Annotated in this window: 30 protein-coding genes; 14 read left to right on the plus strand and 16 right to left on the minus strand. The window is 67.5% G+C overall.

Going from position 1 to position 25,527, the window contains the following annotated elements; all coding sequences use genetic code 11:
- Both ABS78_RS22175 and ABS78_RS22180 read left to right on the plus strand, forming a co-directional pair.
- Window positions 1–399 (plus strand): S26 family signal peptidase (locus ABS78_RS22175; RefSeq protein WP_293384829.1); only part of this gene is annotated, 399 nt, incomplete at its 5' end.
- On the plus strand, window positions 399–1,250 hold the full coding sequence (locus ABS78_RS22180; protein WP_293384832.1) for a cell wall hydrolase: 852 nt from the start codon (window positions 399–401) through the stop codon (window positions 1,248–1,250). The genes ABS78_RS22175 and ABS78_RS22180, both read left to right, overlap by 1 nt.
- Here ABS78_RS22180 and ABS78_RS22185 read toward each other — a convergent pair.
- Window positions 1,247–1,933: a hypothetical protein gene (locus tag ABS78_RS22185; protein WP_293384835.1), complete on the minus strand. Its 687-nt coding sequence runs from the start codon at window positions 1,931–1,933 to the stop codon at window positions 1,247–1,249. The two genes, ABS78_RS22180 and ABS78_RS22185, sit on opposite strands and share 4 nt — an antisense overlap.
- Before the next feature lie 239 nt (window positions 1,934–2,172).
- Between ABS78_RS22185 and mobQ the strand changes: the two genes are divergently transcribed.
- The 4 genes from mobQ to flgC all read left to right on the plus strand — a co-directional run bounded on the left by mobQ (window position 2,173) and on the right by flgC (window position 7,245).
- Window positions 2,173–3,669 (plus strand): MobQ family relaxase, encoded by a 1,497-nt coding sequence (mobQ, locus tag ABS78_RS22190; RefSeq protein ID WP_293384838.1) that lies wholly within the window; start codon window positions 2,173–2,175, stop codon window positions 3,667–3,669.
- A gap of 12 nt (window positions 3,670–3,681) precedes the next feature.
- Window positions 3,682–5,658 (plus strand): type IV secretory system conjugative DNA transfer family protein, encoded by a 1,977-nt coding sequence (locus ABS78_RS22195; protein WP_293384841.1) that lies wholly within the window; start codon window positions 3,682–3,684, stop codon window positions 5,656–5,658.
- A 29-nt stretch (window positions 5,659–5,687) separates the two neighbouring features.
- On the plus strand, window positions 5,688–6,647 hold the full coding sequence (gene trbB, locus ABS78_RS22200; RefSeq protein ID WP_293384844.1) for a P-type conjugative transfer ATPase TrbB: 960 nt from the start codon (window positions 5,688–5,690) through the stop codon (window positions 6,645–6,647).
- 175 nt (window positions 6,648–6,822) lie between these two features.
- The gene (flgC, locus tag ABS78_RS22205; protein WP_293384847.1) at window positions 6,823–7,245 is read left to right on the plus strand and encodes a flagellar basal body rod protein FlgC; all 423 of its coding nucleotides are present in this window, start codon (window positions 6,823–6,825) and stop codon (window positions 7,243–7,245) included.
- A gap of 160 nt (window positions 7,246–7,405) precedes the next feature.
- Here flgC and ABS78_RS22210 read toward each other — a convergent pair whose 3' ends face one another.
- From ABS78_RS22210 to ABS78_RS22220, 3 genes are all read right to left on the minus strand, one after another.
- On the minus strand, window positions 7,406–8,305 hold the full coding sequence (locus tag ABS78_RS22210; RefSeq protein WP_293384906.1) for an NAD(P)/FAD-dependent oxidoreductase: 900 nt from the start codon (window positions 8,303–8,305) through the stop codon (window positions 7,406–7,408).
- A 176-nt stretch (window positions 8,306–8,481) separates the two neighbouring features.
- Entirely contained in the window at window positions 8,482–8,688 is a 207-nt protein-coding gene (locus tag ABS78_RS22215; RefSeq protein WP_293384850.1) for a hypothetical protein, read from the minus strand.
- A gap of 219 nt (window positions 8,689–8,907) precedes the next feature.
- Window positions 8,908–9,345, minus strand: a complete 438-nt coding sequence (locus tag ABS78_RS22220) for a helix-turn-helix transcriptional regulator (RefSeq protein WP_293384853.1) — start codon at window positions 9,343–9,345, stop codon at window positions 8,908–8,910.
- A 96-nt stretch (window positions 9,346–9,441) separates the two neighbouring features.
- Between ABS78_RS22220 and ABS78_RS22225 the strand changes: the two genes are divergently transcribed.
- Window positions 9,442–9,669 carry a helix-turn-helix transcriptional regulator gene (locus ABS78_RS22225; RefSeq protein ID WP_293384856.1) on the plus strand — a complete coding sequence of 76 codons (228 nt, stop codon included), beginning with the start codon at window positions 9,442–9,444 and terminating at the stop codon, window positions 9,667–9,669.
- Window positions 9,670–9,946: 277 nt separating this feature from the next.
- Here ABS78_RS22225 and ABS78_RS22230 read toward each other — a convergent pair whose 3' ends face one another.
- Together ABS78_RS22230 and ABS78_RS22235 are read right to left on the minus strand one after the other, a co-directional pair.
- On the minus strand, window positions 9,947–10,465 hold the full coding sequence (locus ABS78_RS22230) for a hypothetical protein (protein ID WP_293384859.1): 519 nt from the start codon (window positions 10,463–10,465) through the stop codon (window positions 9,947–9,949).
- A 161-nt stretch (window positions 10,466–10,626) separates the two neighbouring features.
- On the minus strand, window positions 10,627–11,136 hold the full coding sequence (locus tag ABS78_RS22235; protein ID WP_293384861.1) for a nuclear transport factor 2 family protein: 510 nt from the start codon (window positions 11,134–11,136) through the stop codon (window positions 10,627–10,629).
- A 79-nt stretch (window positions 11,137–11,215) separates the two neighbouring features.
- Between ABS78_RS22235 and ABS78_RS22240 the strand changes: the two genes are divergently transcribed.
- Window positions 11,216–12,475 (plus strand): type II restriction endonuclease, encoded by a 1,260-nt coding sequence (locus ABS78_RS22240; protein ID WP_293384864.1) that lies wholly within the window; start codon window positions 11,216–11,218, stop codon window positions 12,473–12,475.
- Here the strand turns inward: ABS78_RS22240 and ABS78_RS22245 are convergent.
- The 4 genes from ABS78_RS22245 to ABS78_RS22260 form a co-directional block, all read right to left on the minus strand.
- On the minus strand, window positions 12,468–13,055 hold the full coding sequence (locus ABS78_RS22245; RefSeq protein WP_293384867.1) for an RNA polymerase sigma factor: 588 nt from the start codon (window positions 13,053–13,055) through the stop codon (window positions 12,468–12,470). The genes ABS78_RS22240 and ABS78_RS22245 overlap by 8 nt on opposite strands.
- Window positions 13,052–13,474 carry a periplasmic heavy metal sensor gene (locus ABS78_RS22250; protein ID WP_293384870.1) on the minus strand — a complete coding sequence of 141 codons (423 nt, stop codon included), beginning with the start codon at window positions 13,472–13,474 and terminating at the stop codon, window positions 13,052–13,054. Before ABS78_RS22250 ends, ABS78_RS22245 begins: the two co-directional genes overlap by 4 nt.
- Window positions 13,475–13,488: 14 nt before the next feature.
- Entirely contained in the window at window positions 13,489–13,782 is a 294-nt protein-coding gene (locus tag ABS78_RS22255; protein ID WP_293384873.1) for a hypothetical protein, read from the minus strand.
- 129 nt (window positions 13,783–13,911) lie between these two features.
- A complete protein-coding gene (locus tag ABS78_RS22260; protein WP_293384876.1) occupies window positions 13,912–14,307 on the minus strand; it encodes a DUF305 domain-containing protein in 396 nt (131 codons plus the stop codon).
- Window positions 14,308–14,638: 331 nt separating this feature from the next.
- On the opposite strand from ABS78_RS22260, the gene ABS78_RS22265 reads away from it, so the two are divergent.
- The 3 genes from ABS78_RS22265 to ABS78_RS22275 are packed head-to-tail and all read left to right on the plus strand — an operon-like array spanning window position 14,639 to window position 17,972.
- Window positions 14,639–17,125 carry a heavy metal translocating P-type ATPase gene (locus tag ABS78_RS22265; protein WP_293384879.1) on the plus strand — a complete coding sequence of 829 codons (2,487 nt, stop codon included), beginning with the start codon at window positions 14,639–14,641 and terminating at the stop codon, window positions 17,123–17,125.
- Window positions 17,122–17,559: a Cu(I)-responsive transcriptional regulator gene (gene cueR, locus ABS78_RS22270; protein ID WP_293384882.1), complete on the plus strand. Its 438-nt coding sequence runs from the start codon at window positions 17,122–17,124 to the stop codon at window positions 17,557–17,559. Before ABS78_RS22265 ends, cueR begins: the two co-directional genes overlap by 4 nt.
- Window positions 17,560–17,573: 14 nt before the next feature.
- Window positions 17,574–17,972, plus strand: a complete 399-nt coding sequence (locus ABS78_RS22275) for a hypothetical protein (protein ID WP_293384885.1) — start codon at window positions 17,574–17,576, stop codon at window positions 17,970–17,972.
- 45 nt (window positions 17,973–18,017) lie between these two features.
- Here ABS78_RS22275 and ABS78_RS22280 read toward each other — a convergent pair whose 3' ends face one another.
- Both ABS78_RS22280 and ABS78_RS22285 read right to left on the minus strand, forming a co-directional pair.
- Entirely contained in the window at window positions 18,018–18,347 is a 330-nt protein-coding gene (locus tag ABS78_RS22280) for a copper-binding protein (protein ID WP_293384888.1), read from the minus strand.
- Window positions 18,348–18,532: 185 nt separating this feature from the next.
- Window positions 18,533–18,730 carry a cation transporter gene (locus ABS78_RS22285; RefSeq protein ID WP_293384891.1) on the minus strand — a complete coding sequence of 66 codons (198 nt, stop codon included), beginning with the start codon at window positions 18,728–18,730 and terminating at the stop codon, window positions 18,533–18,535.
- Window positions 18,731–18,941: 211 nt separating this feature from the next.
- Here ABS78_RS22285 and ABS78_RS22290 point away from each other — a divergent pair, with 211 nt between their 5' ends.
- A complete protein-coding gene (locus ABS78_RS22290; RefSeq protein ID WP_068875199.1) occupies window positions 18,942–19,355 on the plus strand; it encodes a four-helix bundle copper-binding protein in 414 nt (137 codons plus the stop codon).
- A gap of 14 nt (window positions 19,356–19,369) precedes the next feature.
- Here the strand turns inward: ABS78_RS22290 and ABS78_RS22295 are convergent, their stop codons facing one another.
- Complete coding sequence (locus tag ABS78_RS22295; RefSeq protein WP_293384894.1) at window positions 19,370–20,485, minus strand: acyltransferase; 1,116 nt, start codon at window positions 20,483–20,485, stop codon at window positions 19,370–19,372.
- Window positions 20,486–20,771: 286 nt separating this feature from the next.
- Between ABS78_RS22295 and ABS78_RS22300 the strand changes: the two genes are divergently transcribed.
- Complete coding sequence (locus ABS78_RS22300) at window positions 20,772–22,154, plus strand: calcium-binding protein (RefSeq protein ID WP_293384897.1); 1,383 nt, start codon at window positions 20,772–20,774, stop codon at window positions 22,152–22,154.
- A gap of 14 nt (window positions 22,155–22,168) precedes the next feature.
- Here ABS78_RS22300 and ABS78_RS22305 read toward each other — a convergent pair whose 3' ends face one another.
- The 3 genes from ABS78_RS22305 to ABS78_RS22315 form a co-directional block, all read right to left on the minus strand.
- Window positions 22,169–22,744 (minus strand): class I SAM-dependent methyltransferase, encoded by a 576-nt coding sequence (locus ABS78_RS22305; RefSeq protein ID WP_293384909.1) that lies wholly within the window; start codon window positions 22,742–22,744, stop codon window positions 22,169–22,171.
- Window positions 22,696–22,839 (minus strand): hypothetical protein, encoded by a 144-nt coding sequence (locus ABS78_RS22310; protein ID WP_293384912.1) that lies wholly within the window; start codon window positions 22,837–22,839, stop codon window positions 22,696–22,698. Before ABS78_RS22310 ends, ABS78_RS22305 begins: the two co-directional genes overlap by 49 nt.
- A gap of 113 nt (window positions 22,840–22,952) precedes the next feature.
- Complete coding sequence (locus ABS78_RS22315) at window positions 22,953–23,132, minus strand: hypothetical protein (protein ID WP_293384900.1); 180 nt, start codon at window positions 23,130–23,132, stop codon at window positions 22,953–22,955.
- 552 nt (window positions 23,133–23,684) lie between these two features.
- On the opposite strand from ABS78_RS22315, the gene ABS78_RS22320 reads away from it, so the two are divergent.
- Window positions 23,685–25,527 (plus strand): copper resistance system multicopper oxidase (locus ABS78_RS22320; protein WP_293384903.1); only part of this gene is annotated, 1,843 nt, incomplete at its 3' end.

The raw sequence follows: 25,527 nt of genomic DNA on the forward strand, positions 1-25,527 counted from the left end.
TATGCGCGGGCGACCGAGCAGCCCGCCGTCGGCAGCCTGATCGCCTTCCCGGCGCCGCCCGCCGCCTTCCCCTACGCCGACGACCGGATGTCCTATCTTCGGCACATGCCGATCCTCAAACAGGTGGCCGCCGCCGAGGGGGACCTAGTGTGCACGAGAGGCGGCGTCCTGACGATCGATGGCCGCCGCGTCGCGCCGATCTTCGCGGTCGATCCGCGTGGGCGGCGACTTCCGCAGTGGCGCGGTTGTCGCCGTCTGACGGCGGGTGAGTTCTTCGTGTTTTCCGACCGCATCCCCAACAGTTTTGACAGTCGCTACTACGGCCCGGTGAGCGCCCAGAAGGTGCTTGGCGTCTACCGGCCGCTATGGAGCGCGTCCGAGGCCCCTGGAGCGCTCTGATGGACCCAGCCGCTCTCGCGGGCCTCTGCGCCCTTCTGGCCCGTGGCGCGACCGCCCAGCCGCTTCCCGCCGGGGTCAGCTGTCCGCCGCCGGTCGCCGTCGCGCCGCGCCTCGCGCCGTCGCCGCGCTCGCCGATGGCAGCGACCGGCCTGTCGACGCAGCTGGCCGATCCGATAGCCCGCGAGGCCGTTGCCCGGGTGGCCTACGCCGAGGCAGCCAACCAGGGCGACTCCGGCCTCGCGGGTGTGGTCTACACGATCCTCAATCGCGTGCAGGACGGCCGCTGGGGCGGCACGGTCGAGGCGGTGATCAACGCCCGCGGCCAGTTCGAGCCGGTGATGCGGGCCGGCGGGTCCTGGCGAAACCTACGGCCGGTGACGGACGCCCAGCGCGCCCGGATCGACACCATCCTCAACCTGGCGCTGGAGGGCCGGTTGCCCGACCTGACGAATGGCGCCCGGTTCTTCCAGAACGCCTCGATCGTGGCCGCCCGCGAAGCGGCCGGCGCGGTGTCGCCGGGCCTGACGAATTTTGGCGGCGCGCCGGCCTCGGCGACGATCGGCGACCACACCTTCTACGCCGAAGCGGGCAGGGGAGGGGGCGCCCCCCGATCCGCTCCGCAAGCTATGGCGACCCCCGCCCCGCCGGTAGTCATCTTCGTCGGCGAGAACCGCGCTGCGGAACGCTCGGCGCTTCTCCCCGGGATGCCGGATTCCTCCGCTGTCCCTGCGCCCCTCGTGGCCCCCGAACAGGCCGCATCTCCGGCGTCGGAAATGGCGGTCGCGGTCGATCCGGTGCGCACCATGTTCATCCTGCCCGACGGGCGCGGAAGCGATCGCGGCCGGCGCTAGGACGGCGCTTCCCAGACGCCGTCCAGGTCGGCGTAGTCGGGGTCGATCTCGCCGGGACTGAGGCCGTCGTCCTCGTCATCCGCGAGCGCGGCCTGGGCCATGGCGTCGAAGTCCGGAAGGACTTCGCCGGCGGCGGCCAGGGCGGTCTCGGCGTCCTCATCGAGATCGCCGCCGGGCCGTAATGGAAGCGGCGCGTCGCCGAGCAGTTCGCGGACGGTCAGCCGGTCGCGGACGCGGTCGACGCGGCGGTCGAGGATGTCGACCAGGCGTTCGAGCAGGGCGTCACGATCCTCGACGTCGAAGTCGGCCGCTTCGGCCAGGAGCGCGCCGCCGATGATGATCTTGCCGCGGGTCTCGCGTTTGCGCTGGTTGATCGCCCAGAGCGCCTCCAGACGTTCGACGCGGGCTTTGAGGACGGCGAAGCGCTGGACGTCGTCTTCGATCTCGTCGAGGGGCGTGACGTGGCGGCGGTTATGGATCCCGACGTGCCCCTGGTCCCGAAGCGCGGCCTCGAGCTCCTCCAGGCGAAGGGTGAGGGCGTCTTCTTCGGAGAGGCGGCGGCCGGCCTTGCGGTCGGCTTCGCGGGCGGCCCAGAGCTCCTTGCGGCGCTGCTTCTGGGCCTCGCTGCGGGGCCGGTACTTGGAGCGGCGGGCATTGCGGCGGCGTTTGTCGACGGTCGCCATGACACGCACCATCCGTGGAGAAAAGAACGTGATGGGCTGCCTCTACCAAAATGCGGCTGGATGGTCGATAGTGGTCGGCAGAGCAGTTTGTGGACAATGGCGCATATACCCATCGGTTGATGCGGTCAGGCTCCGCCCGACACCCTCAAACCGCTGCGGCTGACGACGGCCTGGGGTTTGAGCCAAGGGCCAGGGCCCTTAGCGATCCGCCGGCCTGGCCGGCCTGAAGAGAGTGCAGCGTGGCGTCATTCCTGTGCCAGGTGCAGACCATTCAGAGAGCCGCCGGCCGATCCGCCGTGGCGGCGGCAGCCTATCGGTCGGGCGCGGCGCTGGTCGACGAGCGGCTGGCGATGGAGTTCGACTTCGCCAACAAGGACGGCATCGAGCACGCCGAGATCATGGCGCCCGAGACGGCGCCGGCGGCGCTGCACGACCGCGAACGGCTGTGGAATGCGGCCGAGGTGGCGGAGACCCGGCGGGACGGGGTGCCGGCCCGGGAGCTGCTGGTTGCCTTGCCGCACGAGCTCGATTTCGAGCAACGCCGCGAGCTGGTGCGGGCCTTCGTCCAGGAGCACCTGGTGGCCAAGGGCATGATCGCCGACATCGCCATGCACCGCCCGGGCAAGGAGGGCGACCAGCGCAATTTCCACGCCCATATCCTGGTGACGACGCGACGGGTCGGGCCGAAGGGACTTGGCCTGAAGGATCGCAGTTGGCGCACGCCCGAGCAGGTCCGCGAATGGCGTGCGGGCTGGGCCAAGATCCAGAACGAACACCTGCGTCGATACCTCGGTCCGGACGCGCCGCAGGTTTCGCATTTGAGCCTGGCCGAGCGCGGCGTGGACCGGGCGCCAACGGTGCATATGGGGCCGGCGGCGACGGCGCTGGAGCGCAAGAACATCGCCTCCGAACGGGGCGAGCAGAACCGTGATGTGCGGGCCCGCAACCGCAAGGTCCGGGAGGTGCATGTGGCGCTGGAGGAGACGATCGACAAGCTCGCCGCGCGCGAACCGATCATCCTGGTTCCGGTGCCGAAACTCGTGACCGACGCCGCGAAAGTCCGCGACGATTTGATGGGTCAGCGGGATCAATGGATGCGCGATCGCGATGCGCTCACGCCGCCCAAAGTGCTGACCGAACGCCAGGTCGAGCGTGAGTTGACGGCGGAGGCGGCGGTCGCCTTTAAGGGCGCGCAGGCGCGTCTGCGACACACCGAACAGCGGGTCAAAAAGACCCGCGAGAAGCGCCTGCATCTGGTCCAGTGGATCCGCAATCCGGCGCGGATGATCTGGGCGAAACATGCCGAATTGAACGCCCTGGCGCGGGCCCGAGCGGAGGTTCGGCGGCATGAAGCGGCCCTGCAGGTGCGGCAGGCCTGGGCGCGTTCGGAGGCCGGCCAGGCGTTCATCGCCGCGCGCCGTCAGCCCAGTGTCGCGGCCGCCGCCGATGCGGCCCGCCAGCGCCGCACGCTGGAGCGTAAGATCAAGCGGATGGACAAGCGCATCGTCACGGCGACGCGCACCTACAACGACCTGCGCGTCGCCCATGAGCTCGGTCAGGCGGCGTTGAGCGTGCCGCGCACTTCACCCGACGCGACGCGGTTCGTGCGCGACGTGGGCGCGCCGGCGCGGGCGGCGATCCAGGCCTATCCGGTCCAGGCGCGGCAGCTGGCGGTGGAACGGCTGAACCGCGGGCAGGGGCGCTCGATCGGCCGCAACCTGTTCCCCGGACGGTAGAGGGCGCGTGGGATGACCAGGGCTCAGAAGGCGCGCATCCTGCTCCCGGCGACCGCGCTGTTGCTGCTGCTGGCCGGGGCCCTCTCGACGCAGTATGTGGCCCACGCCTTCCACTATCCGCGCGAGTTCGGCCCGGGGCTCTTCGACGTCTGGGCGGTGCGGATCTATGCGCCCTGGGCCTTCGTCGGCTGGTACGGCCGCTATGCGCGGTCCTACCCCGAGGCGTTCGAGATGGCGGCCATCCTGCCGCTGGCGATCCTGTTCATCCCGGCGATGGCAGCCATCGGGTTGAGCCGACGTCTGCGGCGCTCGCCGCCGAAGTTCGGCAAGGGCGCCTGGGCGACGATGCTCGATGTCGAGCGGGCGAAACTGGTCCAGACCGGCAAGCAGCTGAGCGGCCGGGTGCTGGGCCGGTTTGGGGATCGTTACCTGGCCTACCGCGGCATCGAGCACGCCATCATCGTCGGCGCCTCGCGCAGCGGCAAGGGCGCCGGACACGTGGTCCCGACCCTGGTGTCCTGGCCGGAGAGCGCCTTCATCTACGACCGCAAGGGCGAGCTCTGGCACATCACGGCCGACCATCGGAAGACCTTCAGCCACGTCTTCTACTTCGCGCCGACCGACCCCAACACCGTGCGCTGGAACCCGCTGTTTGAGGTCCGCAAGGGACCGATGGAGATCGCCGACATCCAGAACGTCGTCGGCATCCTGGTCGACCCGCTGGGCCGCAAGGCCGGCGACTTGAACTTCTGGGACCAGAGCGCGACGGACTTCTTCACCGCGGTGATCCTGCATGTGCTCTACAGCGAGCCGGACGAGCGCAAGAACCTGGCTCAGGTGCGGCGGCTGCTGATCAATATCGAGCCGACCCTGCACGCGATGCAGAACACGCTGCATCGGCATCGGCCGGACTATCACGCGCCGGACGGCAAGGCGCGGGGCGCCGACGGCCACCCGATCCCCGAGGTGCATCCGGAGGTGCTGCTGGGCGCCACGGCGCTGGCCAATCTCGACGAGCGGGTGAAATCCAGCGTGCTGGCCACCTGCCGGGCCTCGCTGTCGCTATGGGCCGATCCGCTGCTCGAATACGCCACCAGCTGGTCCGACTTCTCGATCGGCGACCTGGTGTGTTCGACGGCGCCGGTGAGTTTCTACATGATCACGCCGCAGGCCCACGCCGACCGGCTGGCGTTCCTGGTGCGGGTGTTCACGCGCCAGACGATCAACAGCCTGATGGAGAGCGAGCACGTCGACAGCCGCGGCCGGAAGAAGCGGCATCGCCTGCTGCTGATGCTCGACGAGTTCCCCAAGCTCGGCAGCCTGCCGTTCCTGGAGAACGCCATGGGCGAGATGGCCGGCTACGGGATCACCGCCCACCTGATCTGCCAGAGCTTCAACGACGTGTTCTCGAAGTACGGCGACCGCACGCCCCTGTTCGACAACATGCACATCACTGCGGCCTTCGCGACCTCGGAGCCGACCAGCATCGAGAAGGTGGTGCGCCGCGCCGGCAAGGCGCTGGAGATGCGCGAGAGCTTCAGCGATCCGCGCACCTTGTTCGGCCGGGCGCATCGCTCGACCTCGCAGTCGGAGCAGCAGCGCTACATCCTCTCCGAGGAGGACGTCCGCGGCCTCGACGACCGCAAGCAGTTCCTGTTCGTCAACAACTGCAAGCCGATCCTGGCCGACAAGATCCGCTACTACGAAGAGCCGTTCTTCCAGGATCGCACGGGGGACTATTTCCACGGCGTGCCGGCGAAGGTCCGACAGTCCCGGGGCCAGGCGGACCTGCCCGGGACCGCGACCATCGACTGGAAGGGCGTGAGGCCGGTGAAGGCCGCGCCCGCGCCGCACCAGGCGATCACGCCGATCGCGGCGCCGGGCGAACCCGCCCCGCCGGAGGCGATCGACGCCGACGAATATATGGCGCCGCAGTCGATCGACAGCCTGCGGCCCGACGAGGACGACAGCCTGCCCGGCACCGCCTAGTCGCTTTCCCCGCCTAACCCGGAGTTCCCATGGCCGTTTCGCATCCGATCGCGCAGGACCGCAAGGTCGCGGCGCTGAAGCAGGCCATGGGCCCGGTCATCGCCGCGGCGCTCGCCGACCGTATGGTGGTCGAGGTGATGGTCAATCCCGACGGCAAGATCTGGGTCGACAAGATCGGGGAGGGGCGGTCGTTCACCGGGCAGAGCCTGGCCAGCGCCGACGCCGATCGCATTCTCCGCCTCTTGGCCGACCACGTGGGAGAGGTCGTGACCCGTGACCGGCCGCGGGTCAGCGCGACCCTGCCGGAGACCGGGGAGCGGTTCCAGGGCGCCTTCATGCCGATCGTGCCGAGCCCCGCCTTCGCCATCCGCAAGCGGCCGGAGGTGGTGTTCACCCTCGACGACTATGTCGAGCAGGCGATCATGACGGCTAGCCAGGCGGCGGCCATCCGCGCGGCCGCCGTCAACCGCGACAACCTGCTGATCGTCGGCGGCACGGGGTCGGGCAAGACCACCCTGGCCAACGCCATCCTCGCCGAACCGGCGTTCGCGACCGACCGCGTGGTGCTGATCGAGGACACGGCGGAGCTGCAGTGCTCGGCCGAGGACAAGGTGCAGATGCTGACCAAGCGCACCGAGCCGGTGGTCACGATGACAGACCTGGTCAGGGATACGCTGCGCCTGCGGCCCGATCGCATCATCATCGGCGAGGTGCGCGACGGCTCGGCCCTGGATCTGCTGAAGGCCTGGAATACGGGCCATCCCGGCGGGCTGGCGACCATCCACGCCAATAGCGCGCTGGAAGGGCTGACGCGGCTCGAGGACCTGATCGGCGAGGCGACGCCGCGGATTCCCTACCGGGCCATCACCCAGGCGATCAATGTGGTGATCTTCATTGAGCGAGCGCCAAATGGCCGGCGGGTCAAGGAGGTCAGCCGGCTGGTCGGCCGCGAGGGGGAGAGCTACCAACTTGAAGCGTTGACCCACTGACCCCCTCAGCTCGGAAGGCAGATCCATGATCTCGGCCGACTCACTCGAGCGGATGTCTTGAGCGCAACCCTAACCTTCTAGTAAGGTCAACGTTTAGTCTTACGAATACCTTGTTCTATACGAAATATTAACCATAATACTGTCTGGTGTCCCCTTACTTCGGTAGGGGTGCGACATGGCCAAGATCGACGGCGACGGCGAAGGCGCCAGCGGCATCGCGCTCTCCGCACTCAGGGCGCAGCAGGCGCGCATGCGGATCATCGCTGAGAACATGGCGAACTCCAGTTCCACGTCCAGCGTCCCCGGCGGCCAGCCCTACCGCCGCCAGGCGCCGGTGTTCGAAGTCGCGAAAACCGCCGACGGCGGCAAGGGCGTGCGCATGAAGGCGGCAGCGCCCGACCTCTCGCCCTTCGGCAAGGAGTACAATCCCGGACATCCGGCCGCGGACGCGGCCGGCTATGTCCTGCTGCCCAACGTCAACGGCCTCATCGAGGGGCTCGATATGAAGCAGGCCATGCGGGCCTACGAAGCCAACTTGAACGTCCTCGAGACCCAGGACGCCATGGAAAAGAGCACGCTGTCGCTGCTGCAGAAATAGTCCGGCCTCGGTCTCAGCTCACCGGATCCACACAGCCAGAGCTACGCTAGCCGTCAGGACCACGATGGCCGCGACCAAAACGGCGATCGCCCATAGCGAAGGTTTCGCCTCGGGACTGGCCGGCGCGGGACGCGAACCCGCAGTGCGCCCTGGGTTGTCCTCAGCCATCCTGCTCACGCAGCCCGTTGTGGATCGCCGTGGCGGCGATGGCCGCTTCGCCGACAGCGACGCTGATCTGGTCAAGGCCACGCACGACGTCGCCCGCGGCGTACAGTCCAGGAACCGAGGTCTGCTGATGGGCGTCGACGCCGACGCAACCGCCCGCGTCCAAGGTAACCCCGAGCCGAGCCAGCAGCTGCGTTTGCGGAGCGACTCCGAGCGCGCCATAGGCCACGTCGAAGGCGGGAAGATCTTTGCCTTGCGGGTCGGCCGCCAAGATGGTGTCACCGACAAGTCGCAGGGATCCTGGCATGAAGGAAACGATGGCCACGTCCTGGGCGGCCAGCCTGTCCCGCAAGCCAGCGGAGAGAACCGCTGCGTCGGTCAGCAGGCTGACCGACGGACTGTAGGAGCGCAGGAACAGGGCCTCCTGCGCGGCGTGGTCGTCGTTGCCGATGATCGCGGCCCGCTTTGTGCCCACCTCGAACCCATCGCAGATGGGACAGAACCTGAGCACGCCGCGGTCGATCGCCTGCCGGGCGCCCAGGAGCTGCGGCCAGCGATCGACCACGCCCGTCGCGAACAGCACACGGCGGGCGAGAACGGCGCCCTCCTGGGTGCGGACCCGCCAGAGATCGCTTTCCGGTTCGATCGCCAGCGCCGCGTCGCGCCGGATCGGGCTTCCATAGCCGCGGACCTGGCCGTGCAGCCGGGCGAGGAGATCCTCACCCGTAACCCCGTCTGGGAAGCCGGGATAGTTGTGGCTGCGCGGGATCAACGCCGCGCGGCTGAATCCCTTGTCCGCGATCAACACGGTCCGCCGAAACCGCAACAGGTACAGCGCCGCGACTAGCCCTGCGGGACCCCCGCCGATGATGGCGCAGTCGATCGTCTCGGCCATGGGACCTTGCGCCCTTCGCGGTTGGTGTGTCCCTGGGGATACGCGTCGGCCCGTGGTCCCCCCTTGCGCGCGACCCGGTGCGCCGGCCAGAGGTGCGGGGGCCGGCCCGGCGTGTCGGATGCACCGATCGACCGGTGGCTCGATACGAACGTCGATATCTTCCGCGAACCGACTGATCAGCCCATAGCCCTTGGACAGCGAGGCGCCGCCCTTCCGAAGGCAAGCCCGAGCTGTTGCAGGCCATAGGGGCTCTGGATGATCCAATAGTCCTTCTCGACGAGGGCCGGCGCGATGCCCTGCTCGTCGGCGACGATCTGGATCAGATCGGCGAACTGTGGGTGGTAGGTGTCGCTGATCCATCGCCGGCTAGACGCGGCGGTCATGCCGCCGCGCGCCTGAAGTTATAGGTTCGCCCGACCTCGGGTTACGCGCGGGGTCGGTAGTGCTCGATCACCAGGTAGGCGGCGATCGCCACGCCCGAACCCACCACCCAAAACGCCATCCACGCGTCGGCTGCGTCCGCCAGGATGCAAGTCATCACGCCGCCCAGGCCAGCGAGGGGCGTCGCTAGGAGCAGGTCTCTGCGAGGCAACTTCACTTGCTCACTCGGGCTTTGACCGGCCTTTGGGATCGGGCGACGGATCATCATTGGCGGCGATCTCACGGGCCAGGTCGGCGAGACCCTTTCGGACGCTACGCCTTCGGATGCTCAAGAAGGCTTCCGCCAGCGCCTTGCCGTTGGGTTCCGCGAGGAGCTCCTCCACCACTCCACTCCAGGTTTTCGCATAGGCGTCGCCCTCGGGCGTCGCCGGATCCACGAGACCTTCGAAGAAATGACTAACCGGCACTTCCAGACATCGCGCCGCCTCATAGAGTTTTGAAGCGCTGATCCGGTTCGTCCCACGTTCGTACTTTTGGACTTGCTGGAAGGTCAGGCCAAGACCGCAGGCCAAGCGTTCCTGGCTCATACCGAGCTGCCGACGCCTCAACCGAAGGCGATTGCCAACGTGGATATCGACCTGAGCTGGCTCCGAGCCCATGTGAAGCGTCTCCTCGGGGGCCAAATCCAACCTCCACCCCGCTGATAGGACATATATGTCCTAGAAGTTGTCGACGCACCGTTAAATCCATCGTGCATGGATTGGAACAGGGTCGTCGGACGCAACGTGCGGCGTCTCAGGTTGGCGCGCAAGTTGACCCAGGAGGACCTTGCCGGAGAGGCTGGCCTGGCAATGCGGCACTTGGGGCGGATCGAACGTGGGATCAGTAGTCCGACGGCCGCCATCCTCGGCCGGCTTGCAGAAGCGATGGAGGTGCGGCCTGGGGCGTTCTTTGCGGAGGAGCATGACGATGACGGCGCGTAGCGGTAAGTCTTCGTCGAAGGCTCGAAATTCTGTTTACGCGGGATAGAGATCTCACCCAGGCCGCCCGTTTTGAAGTGTCAGGTCAGAGGGATTCGGGTCGGCCGAAGGGCGGCGCTGAGCTTTCACGGCGCGCAGAGCCCGGCGCCAGGGGACGGCGCACGAGGCACGCCGAGGTCGACGCGCTCTATTCGATGAACACGGCGATAGCCGTTCCGCATTTGCCGACGCGGCTCGGGACAGGCTGGAAGGCGGCATTCCAAAACGCCGCAACATTCGTTCAGCGGGGCTCGCCGAGGCGCATCGTTTCGACGACAGCGACGATCTGGGGCGTGATCGCGGCCCCGATGGTCAGGACCGCGATGCACTCGCCGTAGGCTTCGGCTGACGCGAGATTGATGAGCGAGCGTTCGTCAAACCAGCGCAACCCGGCGACGAGCGTCACGTCCTCGGACTGATGGGTCATGGCCTCATTCCAGACTTGGCTGTAGAGGCCCGCATCGTCAAAGAGGATGCGCCAGATGTCACTTTCCGTACAGGACGGCTGGATTGCGATCTGCACGCGTCGAAGCTCGCTGTGCATCTTCTCAAGGAAGGCGCTCATGACTGCCTTCGGCTTGTCACCTGCCAACTTGCATCGCGCTAGCTCTGCGTCCGCCGAGATCCAGGCGACAGCCATGAAATATCGGGTCACGCCCGCCCTAAATTGAGCCTCGGCCGGATCGCTGGTGGGACCGATGACGACCTCGTCCCGGGTGCGCGCGACGATCTCGAACAGCCGGTCCCCAATCGCGTCCAATCGTCGTATCTCCGTTCAGCTCTGGCCGGTTTGAGACTCAACCGCATCTGATTGTGTATACGCACCGTCAGAGGGGTTCCCCGCAGCGGCCACGTCCCAACTCGACACCTCACTCGTCGATTTGCGCGCCCGGCGCGCGTTTCGCGGATGCCTTCGGAGACTCAGCGGGACCCCGTCGGAAGTCCGCGCGATGACCAGTGCACATGAACGATCCGCCAAATGCCCGCCGTCTTCTCCAAGATCATGGTCTCAGTGGTGATCCGCGGCTGCGCCTTGCCTTCGGCTTGCGGGCGAACCGCGCCTTCCGAGGCGACCCAGGCGAAGTTCCCGCGCCCGCCGCCGCTGCGACGAGTTAGGGTTTCCGTCGCTAGCTTCGTGAAGGCCGCGTCGGCCGGCAGATGATGGGCTGCGTAATCCGACCGCGAATGCTCGGCGCCGCCGGCCTCGAAAATTAGGACGGCGCCCGCGAGCAGGCTCTCCGCTTTGGACGTGTCGCCCGCCTTCAGAGCCGAGTGAAAGGCATCCACGACGGTCGCCGCCTCGGCGGCGGCGGGGGTGAGATGCGTGGTCGTTGGCGTAGGACCCTGGGCCGGATCATGAGCAGACGCCGACATCGGTGCGGCGAGCAGTGCCGCGGCTATGACCGGGACGAGTTTGGCAAGACGAACCATCTGCGTGCCTTTTCAGCGGGGGCTGGCTTGTGATTGGAAGTCGGCGCAGCGAACATGCACGCCTGCGGGGGGAATGGGTTTGTCCGACGAGTTGACACGTGAACTGCTGAGCCGGTGGCGGAACGATCCGGCAGGCGCCTATCAGAGCTGGTTTCTCTGGGAGGACCGGCTGAAGAACTTCCGGTCGATCCGGCGCGGCGTCCAGCAGGTGGCCGCGGAGATCGCGGCCGAGCGGTTCGGCGTTGCTTACCGCGGATCGTCCCTGGAGACCGTCGTCCATTCGATCGCCGAGCAGCGGCAGGTGTTCAAGGGGGCCGACCACGCCTTCCTCTGGAAGCCCAAGCTGCGCATTCCCGACATCTATGAGCATCCGGGCAACCAGCGCGCCTTCGGCCAGCTGCTCGACGCCTGCGTCTGTTGCGACACCGAAGAGCATGTCCTGGCGGAGATTCACCGGATCGATGCGCTGAAGATCAAGGGCCTGGGCCCGGCGGTGGCCAACATCCTCTACTTCCTGCACCCGACCATCGCGCCGCCCTTCAACACCGCGATCGTGCGCGGCTACAACGCCTTGACCGGCGCCAATGTGAAGCTCGGCCGCTGGGACGAGTACCTGGCGATGCGGCAGGGCCTGATCGCCTTCAATCGCAAGCACCGTGACCTGCTGTCCAATGACCTCGGCGCGGCGGCGGCGTTCTGTTTTGACCTGGGCATGGGCCTCTATGCGCCGCCGCCCCGTTCGAATGACGCCGCTGCGCGGGCCGATTGGGCGGCCGACCTGGCCAGGGTCCGCGCCGAGGCCGCCAAACCCTCGGCGGCCGAGGCGGACGCGCGGACCCATACGGAAATCCAGGGCTGGCTTCGCGATTTGGGGCGCGCGCTCGGCTACGACGTGTGGATCGCGCAGAACGACCGTGGGCGGTCGTGCGGGCTCGGTCGCCTGGGCGATCATTGCCTGGAGCGCTTGCCGAGCGCGCTCGACAGTCGCCCAGGCGCCGAAGCAGTGCGCCTGATCGATGTGCTGTGGCTGAACACGGCCGGCGCCATCGTGGCCGCCTTCGAGGTGGAGCACACGACCTCGATCTATTCCGGGATCGTGCGGATGCTGGACCTCGCGCTGGGCGGCGACGCGAGCGGCCTTCACAGCCTGTTCCTCGTCGCGCCCGACAAGCGCGAAGCTGACGTGCGCGCGCAGATTGCCCGCCCGGCCTTCAGCCGGATCGCAGACCTGAGCGTACGCTACCTGCCCTATAGCGCCCTCGAGCAGCATCGGGAGGCGATGGCCCGCTTCGGGTCCGGGGTCGCGGCGCTGGAGAAGGTCTCCCACCGGCTCACCTAGCCGAAGGCCGCATGTCGGTATCGAGCTGCTCGGCCAGCAGCTTGCGGGCGCGGTAGACGCGGGTCTCGATGGTCTTGATCGAGACGCCGAGGATCTGTGCGGCGTCCTGCTGGCTCAGGCCTTCGAAGGCGGTCAGCAGCAGCGGCTCCTTCAGGGCGGCCGGCAGCCGCGCGACGGCGCGGTCCAGCCGCATGGCCTGCTCGTCATCCAAAACGCCGGCCTCGGCGCTGGGCGACGGGTCCGGCGCGTTCAATGCCTCGCTGTCCTCAAGGCCGCCCGATCCGAAGATCACGCGGCGGACCACCATTCGACGGCCGCGGTCGCGCGCTTTGTTGATCGCGATCGTGCGCAGCCAGGCACCGAACGGACGTTGCGGATCGTAGCGCTTCAGCGCGCTCCAGGCGGCGATGAAAGCCTCGTGGACGGCCTCATAGGCTTCGTCGGCGTCCCCGGTGTAGCGGCGCAGCAGGCGATAGAGGCCATCCTTGTGGCGACGAACGAGCACGGCGAAGGCCCGATCATCCCCAGCCGCGGCTGATCGGGCGAGGATGTTGTCGGACGCCTCGGCGTCCACCGTCACCTCGTGTCTTCGGTCAGGGACCTGACGACAGTTTCGTCGAACCTGGCCGTCTGATCTGGCGTCAGCACCGCGCGCATCGCCAGGGTGTGCACGATCGTCTCCTTCTGGAGCTCGCCCATGGCGCGGTGGAAACGGTCAATCGCCGCCTGCACCTGCGGCGTATAGGCATGGTTCTGCTGGAAGGCCTGCGCCAGTTGAGCATTGGCCGCCCGCATCTCGGCCTCGAGCGCCTGACGGCGGGCCTCATGATCCCGTTCCATGCCGGCGATGCGCCGTTCCTGGTCGGCCGTCAGACCCAGCTTTTCATGCACCAGCTCGTGCAATGGCGTCGGCCGTTGCATCCGATGCGTGACGTATTGCGCGCCGCCCCAGACCCCAAGGATGGCCACCAACACTGACAAGATCAGCGTCAGCGCCATGCTTCTCATCACGCTCACCGGTGGCCCTCCAGCAGGTTGGACGGCGCCAGGTGGGCGCCGCTGGAGAAGGCGCCGTCGTGCTGCGGCGCCAGGGCTGCAGACGCCGCGACCGCGCCGCCCGCCGTCAACCCCATCGCCAGGGCCAAGCTCACCGAGGCGAAGCGAACCGGCGCGAGGGCGGCGAGCGCACGCGCGTCGCGCCGGCGCGACGCGATGCTGCGGCCGATCTGCGCCTCCAGTCCGTCCAATGAACGGTCAGCCGGGCTGGCCGCCAATCGATCGACTAGCTCATCCAAGCGTTCGCTCATGTCGAAATCCTTCAAGGTCGCCCCAGGAACTATACGTTCCAGACCGGCCCAAACCCCTAAAGGATCATTGGACGAAGCGCACCGCGAGCCGCCAGCGCCAGCTGACGCTCGCCGCTACGCCAGCGGAAATCAGCCGCCGTGCGATTTCAGCCAGGCCTCGAGTTCGGCCTTGCTCTTGGTGTTCTCGTCGATCGTCTTCTGGGCGATCTTCTTGGCGTCCGCGTCTGCGCCGTGGCGAAGCTGGATCTGCGCCATGTCGATGGCGCCTTGGTGGTGGGCCATCATCTTGCGGGCGAACGTGGCGTCGGGCGTGGAGCCCTTCGCGCTCATCATCGCCTGGTCCATCTTCTTCATGGCCGCCATGTAGTCGTTCATGGCCATCATGTTGTGATCGCCCTTCGCGCCCTTCATCCCCGGCATGGCGCTGTGGTCCATCCCCTTCATGGCCCCCTGATTCGACTGCGCGGACGCCGTGCTCGCCCCCGCCGAGAGCGCCGCGATCGCCGCGAGGATCGTAAGTGTCATTCGCATCTTCGTTGTTCCGTCCTGACATAAAGGCGCGACCTCGGCCTCTAGCCTGGTCACGAACGCGAAGAGAACCGCCACAACGGGACTTCGTTGCTTGAGATCCGCAAAGAGGCCCGCGCCAAAAGCTTCCAATGATTGGAAGGGGCGCGATGCGGACCGACTTTTCTTGACCACGACTCTACGCTGCACTGTGGAGCGCCACGGCAGTCGTAGCCCTGAGGGGCGCGCTGGCGCTGGCGCGTATCCCAAGAACAGCACCGACGGAGCCTTGACCTTCCCATGATGGGAAGCCCTATCTGACTTGGGCATCGGAAGAAGGAACCCTGCGATGCTCGAAGCCGCGACCCTCGACGCCATCGATCTGCCCGTGCTCGGCATGACCTGCGCGAGCTGCGTTGGCCGGGTCGAACGCGCGATCCTTGCCGTTCCCGGCGTGCGCCGGGCCAGCGTCAATCTGGCGGCGGAGCGCGCCCATGTTGAAGGTGGCGACCCGGCCGCCGTGGGCGCCGCCATCCGGGCGGTCGGCTACGAGCCGCTCGAACATGCCGTCGAGCTTCGGGTCCGCGGCATGACCTGCGCAAGCTGCGTCGGCCGGGTCGAGCGCGCGCTCAAGGCGGAGCCCGGGGTGTTGGACGCCCAGGTCAACCTGGCGACCGAGCGGGCCACGGTGCGGGTCCTGGATGGGACGGTCACCTCTGAACGCCTCGCCGCGGTGATCGCCCAGGCCGGCTATGACGCGAGCGTGGTGGAAGCGGCAGGCGGTCCGAACGAAGACCGCGAGCAGGCCGCACGTCTGGCGGAGATTGGCGCTCTGCGCCGTTCCGTCATGCTCGCCGCGGTCGCGACCCTTCCGCTTTTCACGTTGGAGATGGCGCGTCACGTCTCGCCCAGCGTCCACCACTGGCTGGCCACGACTTTGGGCGAACAGCCCTGGCGGCTTATCAGTCTCGCTCTGGCGAGCTTCGTCCTCTTCGGGCCGGGACTTCGCTTCTACAAGAAGGGCGTGCCCAACCTTTTGCGGCGCGCGCCGGACATGAATAGCTTGGTGGTGCTGGGCGCCACCGCGGCCTGGGCCTACTCGCTCATGGCGACGCTCTTTCCCCGGGCGCTGCCTGCCGGGACGAACAACGTCTACTACGAAGCCGCCGCGGTGATCGTGACCCTGATCCTGCTCGGCCGCTGGTTCGAGGCCCGCGCCAAGGGCCGCACGAGCGAAGCGATCAAGCGTCTGCTGCACCTGCAGGCCAAGACCGCCCGGGTGCAGCGCGGCGGGGAAGATGTCGAGCTGCCGATCGAGGCGGTCCGGCCCGGCGATCTGGTGATCGTCCGGCCCGGCGAACGCGTCCCGGTGGACGGCGAGGTCCTCGACGGCGGCTCCTTCGTCGACGAGTCGATGATCAGCGGCGAAGCTATGCCGGTCGAAAAGGGACCGGGCGCGGTCGTGATCGGCGGCACGGTCAACAAGACCGGCGCCTTCCGCTTCCGCGCCACCAAGGTCGGGGCTGACACCCTGCTGGCGCAGATCGTCCGCATGGTGGAGCAGGCGCAAGGCGCCAAGCTGCCGATCCAAGCCCTGGTCGACAAGGTCACGGCCTGGTTCGTGCCCGTGGTGATCGCGCTCGCAGCGCTCACCTTCGGCGTCTGGCTGGCGTTCGGACCGGCCCCGGCGCTCGGCCTGGCGCTCGTCAACGCCGTGGCCGTGCTAATCATCGCCTGCCCCTGCGCCATGGGCTTGGCCACCCCCACGTCGATCATGGTCGGCACCGGTCGCGCGGCCGAACTCGGCGTGCTCTTCCGGCGCGGGGAGGCGCTGCAGGCGCTGCGTGACGTGAAGGCCGTGGTCTTCGACAAGACGGGGACACTTACCCTGGGACGTCCCGCGCTCACCGCCCTGCAGGTCGTCGGAGGATTTGGCGAGGACGAGGTCCTGGCCGCGGCCGCCAGCGTCGAACAGCGCTCCGAGCACCCGATCGGCGAGGCGATCGTCAGTGAGGCGCGGCGGCGGGGCCTGACCCTGCGGCCGGTCGAGGATTTCCAGGCCACCCCGGGCTTTGGGGTGACCGCGCGGGTCGATGGCCGTGAGCTCGCGATCGGCGCGGCGCGACATCTGGAGGCGGCCGGCATCGACGTTTCCCCGCTCTCGGGGCGAGCTGACGCCTTGGCTGACGCGGGCGGGAGCCCGCTGTTCGTCGCCATCGATGGCCGTCTGGCGGGCGTGCTCGCCGTCGCTGACCCGATCAAACCGACCTCGGCCGAGGCGGTGGCGGCGCTGCATAGGCTTGGCCTGAAGGTGGCGATCGTCACTGGCGACCATCAGCGCACCGCCGAGACCGTCGCCCGAATGCTCGGCGTCGACGAAGTCCTGGCCAACGTCTTGCCGGACGGTAAGGCGCGCGCCGTGGAGCGCTTGCGCGAGCGCTATGGCGCCGTCGCCTTTGTGGGCGATGGGGTCAATGACGCGCCCGCCCTGGCCACCGCCGACGTTGGCGTCGCGATGGGGCAGGGGACCGACATCGCCATCGAGAGCGCCGACGTGGTGCTGATGGGTGGAGATCTCACCGGCGTGGTGACGGCGATCGGCCTGTCACGGTCCACCCTGCGCAACATCCGGCAGAACCTGGCATGGGCGTTCGGCTACAACGTCGTGCTGATCCCGCTGGCCGCCGGCGTCCTCTACCCGGCCTTCGGTTGGCTGCTCTCGCCGATGCTGGCGGCGGGCGCCATGGCGCTGTCGAGCGTCAGCGTCTTGACCAACGCCTTGCGCCTGAGGGCCTACACGCCGCCGCGGCTGGCGGCGCCAGGGGAGACCGCATGAATATCGGCCAAGCTGCGCGCGCGTCCGGCGTGTCCGCGAAGATGATCCGGTACTATGAGCAGATCGGACTGATCCGTCCGGCCGATCGCACCGACAGCAACTACCGCAGCTTCAGCGAGCGCGACGTCAACGACCTGCGGTTCATCAAGCGGGGTCGCTCGCTGGGCTTTTCGGTCGAGGAAATCACCAACCTGCTGTCCCTGTGGCGCGATCACACCCGTCCGAGCCGTGAGGTCAAGGCGATCGCTGACGCCCACGTGTCCGACCTACGCGCGCGGATCGCCGAGATGCAGGCGATGGCCGACACCCTGGCGGCCCTTTCCGAGGGCTGCGCGGGGGATGACCGACCAGACTGTCCGATCCTCACCGACCTCGCCGCCGGGCCCGCCCCGCCAGCGGCTAATGTCGGAGACCGCGCGGGCGCGATCTCGTGATGCGCCCAGGTTGGTTGGTGGCGCTCGCGTTTTGGCCGACGGTGAGCCAGGCGAACCCCGCCGACTATCGCTTCGAAGCCGTCGCGCCCATCGTCGAACGCGGCGTCGGCGTTCCATTGAAAGTTCGGATCTGGTCACGCACGGCCAATGCCGCCATCGCAGGCGCGGAAATCCGCGACGCCTACGTCGACCGCTCCCCCGAAGGTCAGGCGGGCGGCGGGCTGCCCGCGTTCTTCACGCCGAGTCTAGAATATGGAGTCTACAATTTCCGGGCCGACCTACCGACCGACGGGACCTGGGCGCTGAAATTCACCGCGCGCCTCTTCGGTGAGGCCCAGCCGCTGCCGGCCAGTGTCGTATTCAAGGTGGTGGGCCGCCTTGCCGTTGCAAAGCCGCCGAGCCGGCGGCCCTAGCCTGCGAGACCGCCGGCGCCCGGGACGGGACGCCGGCAGGCGGTTCTACTTCGGCTGAATCGCCACCACTTCCGGCGCCCCTCCGGTCTTCAGCGTGAAATTGACCTGCTGGCCCACCTTGAGGCCTTTCAGCAAGGCGGGGTCGGCCTTGAACGCCATGGTCATCGCCGGCCAGCTGAGGGCCGCGATCGGGCCGTGCTGCAGCGTTACCGAGCCGCCCTTGGCGTCGAGCTTCTTGATTAGGCCCGCGCCTTGGGCGCCGGCCGCCGCGGACGGATGGTCCATGCCAGGCATCTTGGCCATGTCATGGCCGGCCTGAGCGAAGGCGGGGCCGCTGAGGGCGAGCGCCGCGACGGCGGCGAGGATCAGTTTCATTGATGGTCTCCTGGTCTTGTATTTCGGGTGAGGCGCGCACGGCCCCACGATCGCCCCGCTTGGTTTACGCACGAGGCGGGCTGCGCCCCTCACGCGGCGTCCCGCACCGGCCGGGTCGAGTGGCGGTCGCCCCTGAGGGCGTCGTGGGACGGGCCGCCGCACCGTGCGCGACGCCTGAGAGGCGGTCAGGCCGCAGACGCCGCATAGCCGGCGTCCGCGATGGCGCGCATGACGACCTTAGGGTCTGCCGCGGTCTCGGCCTCGACCTGCTTGGCGCGAAGATCCACCCGGACCTCAGCCTTGGGATCGACGCGCTTGACGGCCTCGGTCACCGATCGGACGCAGTGTCCGCAACTCATGCCTTCAACGTTCAGGCGAAGCATAGCTCATCTCCTCGTTTGGGTTCGCTCCGCCCGGGTACATAGGGATTCCCACGGTGGGAAGGTCAAGGGCCCCGCCTTCAAGTAAACGCGCCAGCAAGCCTCCTATGATAGCAAGCTTTTGTCTTTTCTATCCATTTTGTCTGTTCGCGAGGAACCGCCTCAGGGCGCGGCGGTTTGACGACCATTCCCCGCAGCCAGAGGAGGCTAAGCTATGCACGTCCAGGAAATGATCGCGACCCATCCGCATGTCCGCGGCAATACCAACGATGCGCTGATCCGCTGTATCGAGGCCTGCTACGAGTGCGCCCAGATCTGCACGAGCTGCGCGGACGCGTGCCTCGGAGAGGACATGGTCAAGGAGTTGACCCAGTGTATCCGGCTGAATCTGGATTGCGCCGACGTCTGCCTGGCGACGGGCTCGGTCTCATCGCGGCGGACCGGGACCAACGAGCTCACCATCAAGCGGATGATCGAGACCTGCGCCGAGGCGTGCCGGCTGTGCGGCGACGAATGCCAGAAGCATGCGCAGATGCACGAGCATTGCCGCATCTGCGCCGACGCCTGCCGTCGGTGCGAACAGGCCTGTCGCGAAGCCGCCGACACCATTACGCCGACGCTTCAGTAGAAGGCGGACCCCGGTCAGCGCCGCGCGGCCGCCAACTGGGCGACCCGCGCGGCCAGCGGGCCCCGCGCGCCGCGGAACGGGACGCCATGCCTGCGCATGACTTCACGGGCGGGACGTTCCACCAGATGATGCGCCAGCATCGCCACCGGAACCACGCCCGCGAACATCACCAGCCAAGTCCCCCAGGGCAAGATGTCGTGCGTAGCCGGCCAGAGCTTCTCGACGCCGCGCGTGAACACGAGCTGCCAGGGGATGCACACCATGTAGACGGCGAAGCTCACCTCGCCCAGATAGACCCACAAGGGTCCGCTGAGCAGGCGTGAGCCTGCGCTCGACAGGTTGGCCAGGCAGAGGATCAGCGCGCCGAACAGGCTGACGCTCAGCCAGTCCGGCCCCCCCACCAGCAGGGTGGCGACGGTCGCGCCAAGACTGGCCGCGAGCGCGGCGACGGCGCCTGGGGCGGACTTGACGAGGTCCGTTCGCCACAGCAGCCAGACGCTGCAGCCGAGGGCGAAACAGGGAACGATCCGCAAGGCGCCCCAGAGGATGGTCGCTCGGGTGAGCGGGAAGCCCGCCAGGTGTTGGAAGCCGATGTTGAGCCCGATCAGCATTAGGACCGCCAAGCCGAACGCCAGACGCGGCCGATGGCGAAGAGGCCAGAAACCCGCCGCGAAGAGCGGGAAGGCGAGGTAGGCGAACCATTCAGCCGAGATCGACCAGGAGGGATGATTCCAGCCGCCCATCGGCGCCAGACCCCAGGCCTGGGTCAGGGTGAGCTGAGCGGGCAGGGACGACCAGACGATCACGTGCTCGCCGGCGTTCATCCCCATGAGCGCCGCCACGCCGATCAGCAGACCCAAGCCTGCCAACGTGGCCAGATGCACCGGATAGATCCGCGCCAGGCGGGCCCAGAGGAACTGGCTATAGACGAACCGGCCCTCGCCGAAGGCTTCCATATAGACATGGCTGAGGATGAAGCCTGAGAGCACAAAGAACAGCTCGACGCCGAGATAACCCTTGGCGACCAGCGTCGGCATGCCGATCCCGAGACTCGGGGTGAAATGGAAGGCGACGACCCACATCGCCGCGAAGAAGCGCATCGCGGTGAGGGGTTTGAGGTTCTGGGGCATGGGCCGCTCCGGATGCTGGCAGGGCGATCCTCGGCCGACGATCCTAACATTCAGCAAATACGCGCGTGGTCGGGTGAGAATAGGGCTGCGGGGTTAGGCCTTCCCATCGTGGAAAAGCTGGTTATCGCCGCCGCGACGACAGCACGTTCCTGAACATCTGCGCAAAAATGACCAGCTTTGCTGGTGGAACTGAGTCCTACGTCCTCGGTTTGCACGTTGGAGGCTGGTCAGATTTCCGTATCGACCAACTTGTCCCGCTGAAACATTACAATCGTTGGAAGGTACGATGCCAAACTCAGACAACACCGACCTGCGCGGTTCGGACTCGGTCCACGAGACCTTCGGTGACTACGACCTGTTCATCGGGCGGCCGAACAGCGATTTCCATTCCAGCAGCATGCCGATGAGCGCCCAGTTCGGACGCAACGGCTTGGATATCCTGACCGGCGGGGCGATGGCCGATGACCTGATGGGCGGCCGGGGTGCGGATTTCCTGAACGGCGGCGCCGGCGCAGATCACCTGGATGGCGGGGACGGCTCAGATTTTCTGACCGGCGGCGCGATGGACGACGCCCTGCGCGGCGGCGATGGTCGTGACGTCCTGGATGAAGGCGATGGCCACGGAGATCTCGAAGGCGGGATGGGCGACGACTTCCTGCGTGGGGGCCGCGGCGCCGACGCCTTCGCGGTCGATCCGACCAGTGGCCACGATGTCATCTACGATTTCAAGCCGGGCGGTCCGATGTTCGATCACCTGGCGCTGCGCGATATCAAGCCCGAGGACTTACGGTTCGAGGACACCACTTTCGGCGTGAGGATCAGCTGGAACAATGACCAGGGATCCGTCCTCTTGGTCGGCGTGCAGAAGAGCGAGCTGGCGCAGAGCGATTTCATGTTCGCGGACGACCGCTATCTGCTGCAGCCGACCAGCGCCGGGGCCGATCGGTTGAGCGCGATCAGCTTCGCCAAGGACGAAGGCGGCGCGCTCAGCGCGCCGGCCGCGGCCGGCAACACGGCCGCCGAGACGTTCAACTTCGACGACTTCCATGTCCAAAGGGGTAATGAAACCGCGGACGTGATGCAGGCCACGGGCGATCGCGACGCCTACTTCGGCCTCGGCGGCAACGACAAGCTCTTCGGCGGCGCCAATGATGATCACCTGGCCGGCGACGGCGGCGCCGACACCTTGGACGGCGGTGACGGCATGGACGACCTGCGCGGCGGCGCCGGCAACGACCAGCTCTATGGCGGGGCAATGGGCGACAACCTGATGGGCGACGACGGCGCCGACCAGCTGTTCGGCGGCGCCGGTCATGACATGATCGACGGCGGCGCCGGGAACGACACCTTGAACGGCGGCGACGGCGCGGACGCCTACATCGTCACCCCCACGAGCGGCCAGGACGTGGTGGTCGCCGGATTCGACGCTGGGCCCGGCGCGTTCGATCACATCGCCTTCGAGAGCGGCATCACGCCGAGCCAGGTCCAGGTGGCCGACACCGCCCAGGGTGCGCTGGTCACCTGGGGCACGAGCGCGTCGATCCTGCTCGTCGGCGTCACCGCCTCGCAGATGTCGCAGGACGATTTCATGTTCAGCGATGTCGAGGGCGGCGGCTACGTCAACAATCCGCTGATCCAGACGGCCGGCACGGATTTCCTCTTCGTCTGACGAGTCCGGGCGGCCTAGCCACCCGCCCCAGGCGTCGCGGCGACATAGAGCGATATCGACCCGGTCGGGGTGGGGATAACCCCGTGTTCGGCGACGCCGACCAGTCCCGCTTCAGTCATCAACTGAGGTAGCTGGCCCTTGGCGTTGAAGCCGGTCCGCTCCCAGCCGTCGAGGGCCTGGACCTGGCGGAACAGCAGCCGCATCAGCAGGGTGCGTTGCAGTCCGTAATCGGCGACGACCACGCGAGCATTCGGCCGCCCCAGGCGAACCATGGCTTTCAGGATCTCCGCCTTCACCGGCACGTCGCACTGGTGGAGCACGAGGCTCGAGATCACCTTGTCGGCGACGCCCGCCCCCAACCTGCGGTCGGCCTGGTCGCCATAGCCCTCGAGCCACTCGACCTCGACTCCGGCCGCGTCCGCCTTTGCCCTCGCGATCCGCAGGACCGCGGGATCCGGATCGACGCCGACGACGCGGGCCGCTGGACAGCGGACCTTGATGGCGACGGCCTGGGAGCCGGTCCCCGCGCCGATATCGACGATCAGCTCGCCGGCGACAGGATCGAGCAGATCCAGAGGGCCGCCCGCCAGCGCCGTTCGCGGGTCATGACGGCGATCACCCGGTCGTAGTCGCCGGTCAGCTCGGGGCGCCCCAGCGCCGGTACGAAGTCTTTCTGCTCGGACATCATGCACCTCTCCAGGTCAGGATGCGGGCGCGGCCTCGTTCGGTCTTGAACCGAACGCTTGCCGCGCCGGGCGCTGGCCCTGATCATTCGGCATGAGGTCGGCGCATCCGTGGTCAGGGCAGGTCTGGTTCGGCGAGGACTGGGCGTGCTTCGAAGGCCTTTGCGGGGACGCTGAAGCCCATCGCCATCTCGCCGCGCAGGTCGTGGTCGGCCTCTCCGGCCCTGCTGCGGTAAAGGGCGCGAGCGGCGTCGTGGTCGGAAAGGCCGTCCTGATCGCGCCGGGCGTTCTCCATGCGATCGTTCCATCTGACCGGATGGTGCGCGTGATCTATCTCCAGAGTTTCGGTCGGCTCGCGTGCAGCTGGGATGTCGGGACATGGCCCGCCATCCCGCACGCCACCCTGGCGGGATGGGCGCGCAGTCTGCACGGGCCCGACCCGAGCCGGACCGGCTGGACCCGGGGTTGGCCGCCGCACTGCAGGCGTTGAGGCGATCCCTGGAGGCCGATCTCGATCTGGGCGGCGTCGCCCGGCGCGCCGCTCGCCCACTGGCGCGCATGGCTCCAGCTCGAACGCGCGATCGGGCCGCTGCGCCGCGGCGGGTCGCTTGCTGCGGCGGCGGCGCTCGGGGGCTTCAGCGACCAGCCCACCTCGGCCGGACGATGCGGCGGTTCTTCGTTATCACGCCGCTGACAGCGTCCCGCGTGGTGCGCGCGCGGACCATGGGGTGAAACGTGACGCCTTTTTCGATATTTCTGTAAGGGTGACCGCCGACCCGGCGCGTATACCATGAAATGCGCGGCGTCGGAGCCGCGCGGTGTCATTCGCCTGGGATCTCGCATCGACATGAAGGACTATGATCGTCGCCAGCTACTGCGCGGCGCCTCACTGATGGGCGGCGGTCTGGCCCTGAGCACGTTGCTGCCGGGTTGGGCGCAGAGCGCCACGGTCGGCACAGGCCCGACGCTGCCGACCCTCACCGGCCCGAATATCGATCTGCGGATCGGTCATTCTCGCCTGAATGTCGATGGCCGCATCGGGCACGCAGTCACCATCAATGGGACGGTGCCCGGGCCTTTGCTGCGGCTGAAGGAAGGCCAGAACGTCCGGCTGTCGGTGACCAATGACTTGGACGAGGACACCTCAATCCATTGGCATGGGCTCCTCGTGCCCTTCCAGATGGATGGCGTTCCGGGGGTCAGCTTCCCGGGGATCAAGCCGCGACAAACCTTCGTCTATGAGTTCCCGATCAAGCAGTCCGGCACCTACTGGTACCACAGCCACTCCGGCCTGCAGGAGGCCGAGGGTCACTACGGCCCGATGATCATTGATCCGGCGGATCCTGACCCGGTCGCCTACGACCGCGAGCACGTCATCGTGCTCTCCGACTTCAGCTTCATGCACCCGCACGTGATCTTCAAGCGGATGAAGCAGCAGGGCGGCGTCTTCAACTTCCAGAAGCAGACCATCGCCAGCCTGCTCGCGGGCAAGGACCAGACGCTCCAGGAACGGATCGAATGGGCCAAGATGCGCATGGATCCGACCGACATCTCCGACGTCACCGGTGCGGTCCTCAAGTTCCTCATCAACGGCCACGGGCCGAAGGACAACTGGACCGGGCTGTTCACGCCGGGCGAGCGGGTGCGCCTGCGCTTCATCAACACCGCGGCGCAAATGGTGTTCGACGTGCGTATCCCCGGGCTGAAGATGACGGTCGTGGCCGCCGACGGCCAGAACGTGCGCCCCATCGAGGTCGACGAGTTCCAGATCGGCAACGCCGAGACCTACGACGTCATCGTACAGCCGACGGAGGACAAGGCCTTCACCATCGTCTCAGAAGCCAGCGACCGTTCCGGCATGGGCCGCGCGACGCTGGCCCCGCGTCCCGGCATGGTCGCCCCGGTCCCGCCCCTTCGCGCGCGGCCGCTCGCGACCATGAAGGACATGGGCATGGATATGAGCGCCATGCAGGGCATGAACATGGGCGGGTCCGGCGCAATGGCCGGGATGGACCATGGCGCTGCGGGCCACGACATGGCCGCGATGCCCGGAATGGCTGGGATGCCCGGCATGGCTGCGCCGCCCGGCATGGCGCCGCCCAAGCCCCGTGGCTCAGATGCGATGGGGAACATGGGCGGCATGAAAATGTCGATGCGCGACCCCCAGAACGCCCCTGGCGTAAAGCTTGGTCCCGGAGTCCAGACCATCGCGCCGATGCCGATGGATCGGACCGGCGAACCCGGACAAGGGCTGGAGAGCGTCGGCCATCGGGTGCTGGTCTACAAGGACCTCATCGCGCTGACGCCGAGCGTCGATCCACGAATACCCACGCGCGCGCTCGACATCCATCTGACTGGCAACATGGAACGGTTCATGTGGGGGTTCGACGGCCTGAAGTTCAGCGAAACCAGCAAGCCGTACACCTTCGAGAAGGGAGAGCGGGTTCGGGTGACGCTGATCAACGACACTATGATGGCCCACCCGATCCATCTGCACGGTCATTTCTTCGAGCTGGCGCACGCGCCACCGGGCTACGGGCCGAGGAAACACACGGTGACGGTGGCGCCTGGCGGCAAGGTCTCCTGGGACATCACGGCGGATCCGGGAGATTGGGCCTTCCACTGTCACATGCTCTACCACATGCACGGCGGGATGTTCCAAGTGTTCAGCGTGCGGCCGCTCGACGGAG

Origin of the sequence: Phenylobacterium sp. SCN 70-31, assembly GCF_001724605.1 — a bacterium.
GTDB lineage: Bacteria > Pseudomonadota > Alphaproteobacteria > Caulobacterales > Caulobacteraceae > Phenylobacterium.

Coding starts and splice junctions, on each gene's coding strand:
- ABS78_RS22225 (WP_293384856.1), top strand. CDS start 9,442: ATGGATTGGAACAGGGTCGTCGGACGCAACGTGCGGCGTCTCAGGTTG.
- cueR (WP_293384882.1), top strand. CDS start 17,122: ATGAATATCGGCCAAGCTGCGCGCGCGTCCGGCGTGTCCGCGAAGATG.
- ABS78_RS22215 (WP_293384850.1), bottom strand. CDS start 8,688: ATGACCGCCGCGTCTAGCCGGCGATGGATCAGCGACACCTACCACCCA.
- ABS78_RS22290 (WP_068875199.1), top strand. CDS start 18,942: ATGCACGTCCAGGAAATGATCGCGACCCATCCGCATGTCCGCGGCAAT.
- ABS78_RS22285 (WP_293384891.1), bottom strand. CDS start 18,730: ATGCTTCGCCTGAACGTTGAAGGCATGAGTTGCGGACACTGCGTCCGA.
- ABS78_RS22220 (WP_293384853.1), bottom strand. CDS start 9,345: ATGGGCTCGGAGCCAGCTCAGGTCGATATCCACGTTGGCAATCGCCTT.
- flgC (WP_293384847.1), top strand. CDS start 6,823: ATGGCCAAGATCGACGGCGACGGCGAAGGCGCCAGCGGCATCGCGCTC.
- ABS78_RS22235 (WP_293384861.1), bottom strand. CDS start 11,136: ATGGTTCGTCTTGCCAAACTCGTCCCGGTCATAGCCGCGGCACTGCTC.
- ABS78_RS22185 (WP_293384835.1), bottom strand. CDS start 1,933: ATGGCGACCGTCGACAAACGCCGCCGCAATGCCCGCCGCTCCAAGTAC.
- ABS78_RS22180 (WP_293384832.1), top strand. CDS start 399: ATGGACCCAGCCGCTCTCGCGGGCCTCTGCGCCCTTCTGGCCCGTGGC.
- ABS78_RS22255 (WP_293384873.1), bottom strand. CDS start 13,782: ATGAGCGAACGCTTGGATGAGCTAGTCGATCGATTGGCGGCCAGCCCG.
- ABS78_RS22265 (WP_293384879.1), top strand. CDS start 14,639: ATGCTCGAAGCCGCGACCCTCGACGCCATCGATCTGCCCGTGCTCGGC.
- ABS78_RS22260 (WP_293384876.1), bottom strand. CDS start 14,307: ATGACACTTACGATCCTCGCGGCGATCGCGGCGCTCTCGGCGGGGGCG.
- ABS78_RS22250 (WP_293384870.1), bottom strand. CDS start 13,474: ATGGCGCTGACGCTGATCTTGTCAGTGTTGGTGGCCATCCTTGGGGTC.
- ABS78_RS22310 (WP_293384912.1), bottom strand. CDS start 22,839: ATGTCCGAGCAGAAAGACTTCGTACCGGCGCTGGGGCGCCCCGAGCTG.
- ABS78_RS22195 (WP_293384841.1), top strand. CDS start 3,682: ATGACCAGGGCTCAGAAGGCGCGCATCCTGCTCCCGGCGACCGCGCTG.
- ABS78_RS22300 (WP_293384897.1), top strand. CDS start 20,772: ATGCCAAACTCAGACAACACCGACCTGCGCGGTTCGGACTCGGTCCAC.
- trbB (WP_293384844.1), top strand. CDS start 5,688: ATGGCCGTTTCGCATCCGATCGCGCAGGACCGCAAGGTCGCGGCGCTG.
- ABS78_RS22210 (WP_293384906.1), bottom strand. CDS start 8,305: ATGGCCGAGACGATCGACTGCGCCATCATCGGCGGGGGTCCCGCAGGG.
- ABS78_RS22280 (WP_293384888.1), bottom strand. CDS start 18,347: ATGAAACTGATCCTCGCCGCCGTCGCGGCGCTCGCCCTCAGCGGCCCC.
- ABS78_RS22295 (WP_293384894.1), bottom strand. CDS start 20,485: ATGCCCCAGAACCTCAAACCCCTCACCGCGATGCGCTTCTTCGCGGCG.
- ABS78_RS22315 (WP_293384900.1), bottom strand. CDS start 23,132: ATGGAGAACGCCCGGCGCGATCAGGACGGCCTTTCCGACCACGACGCC.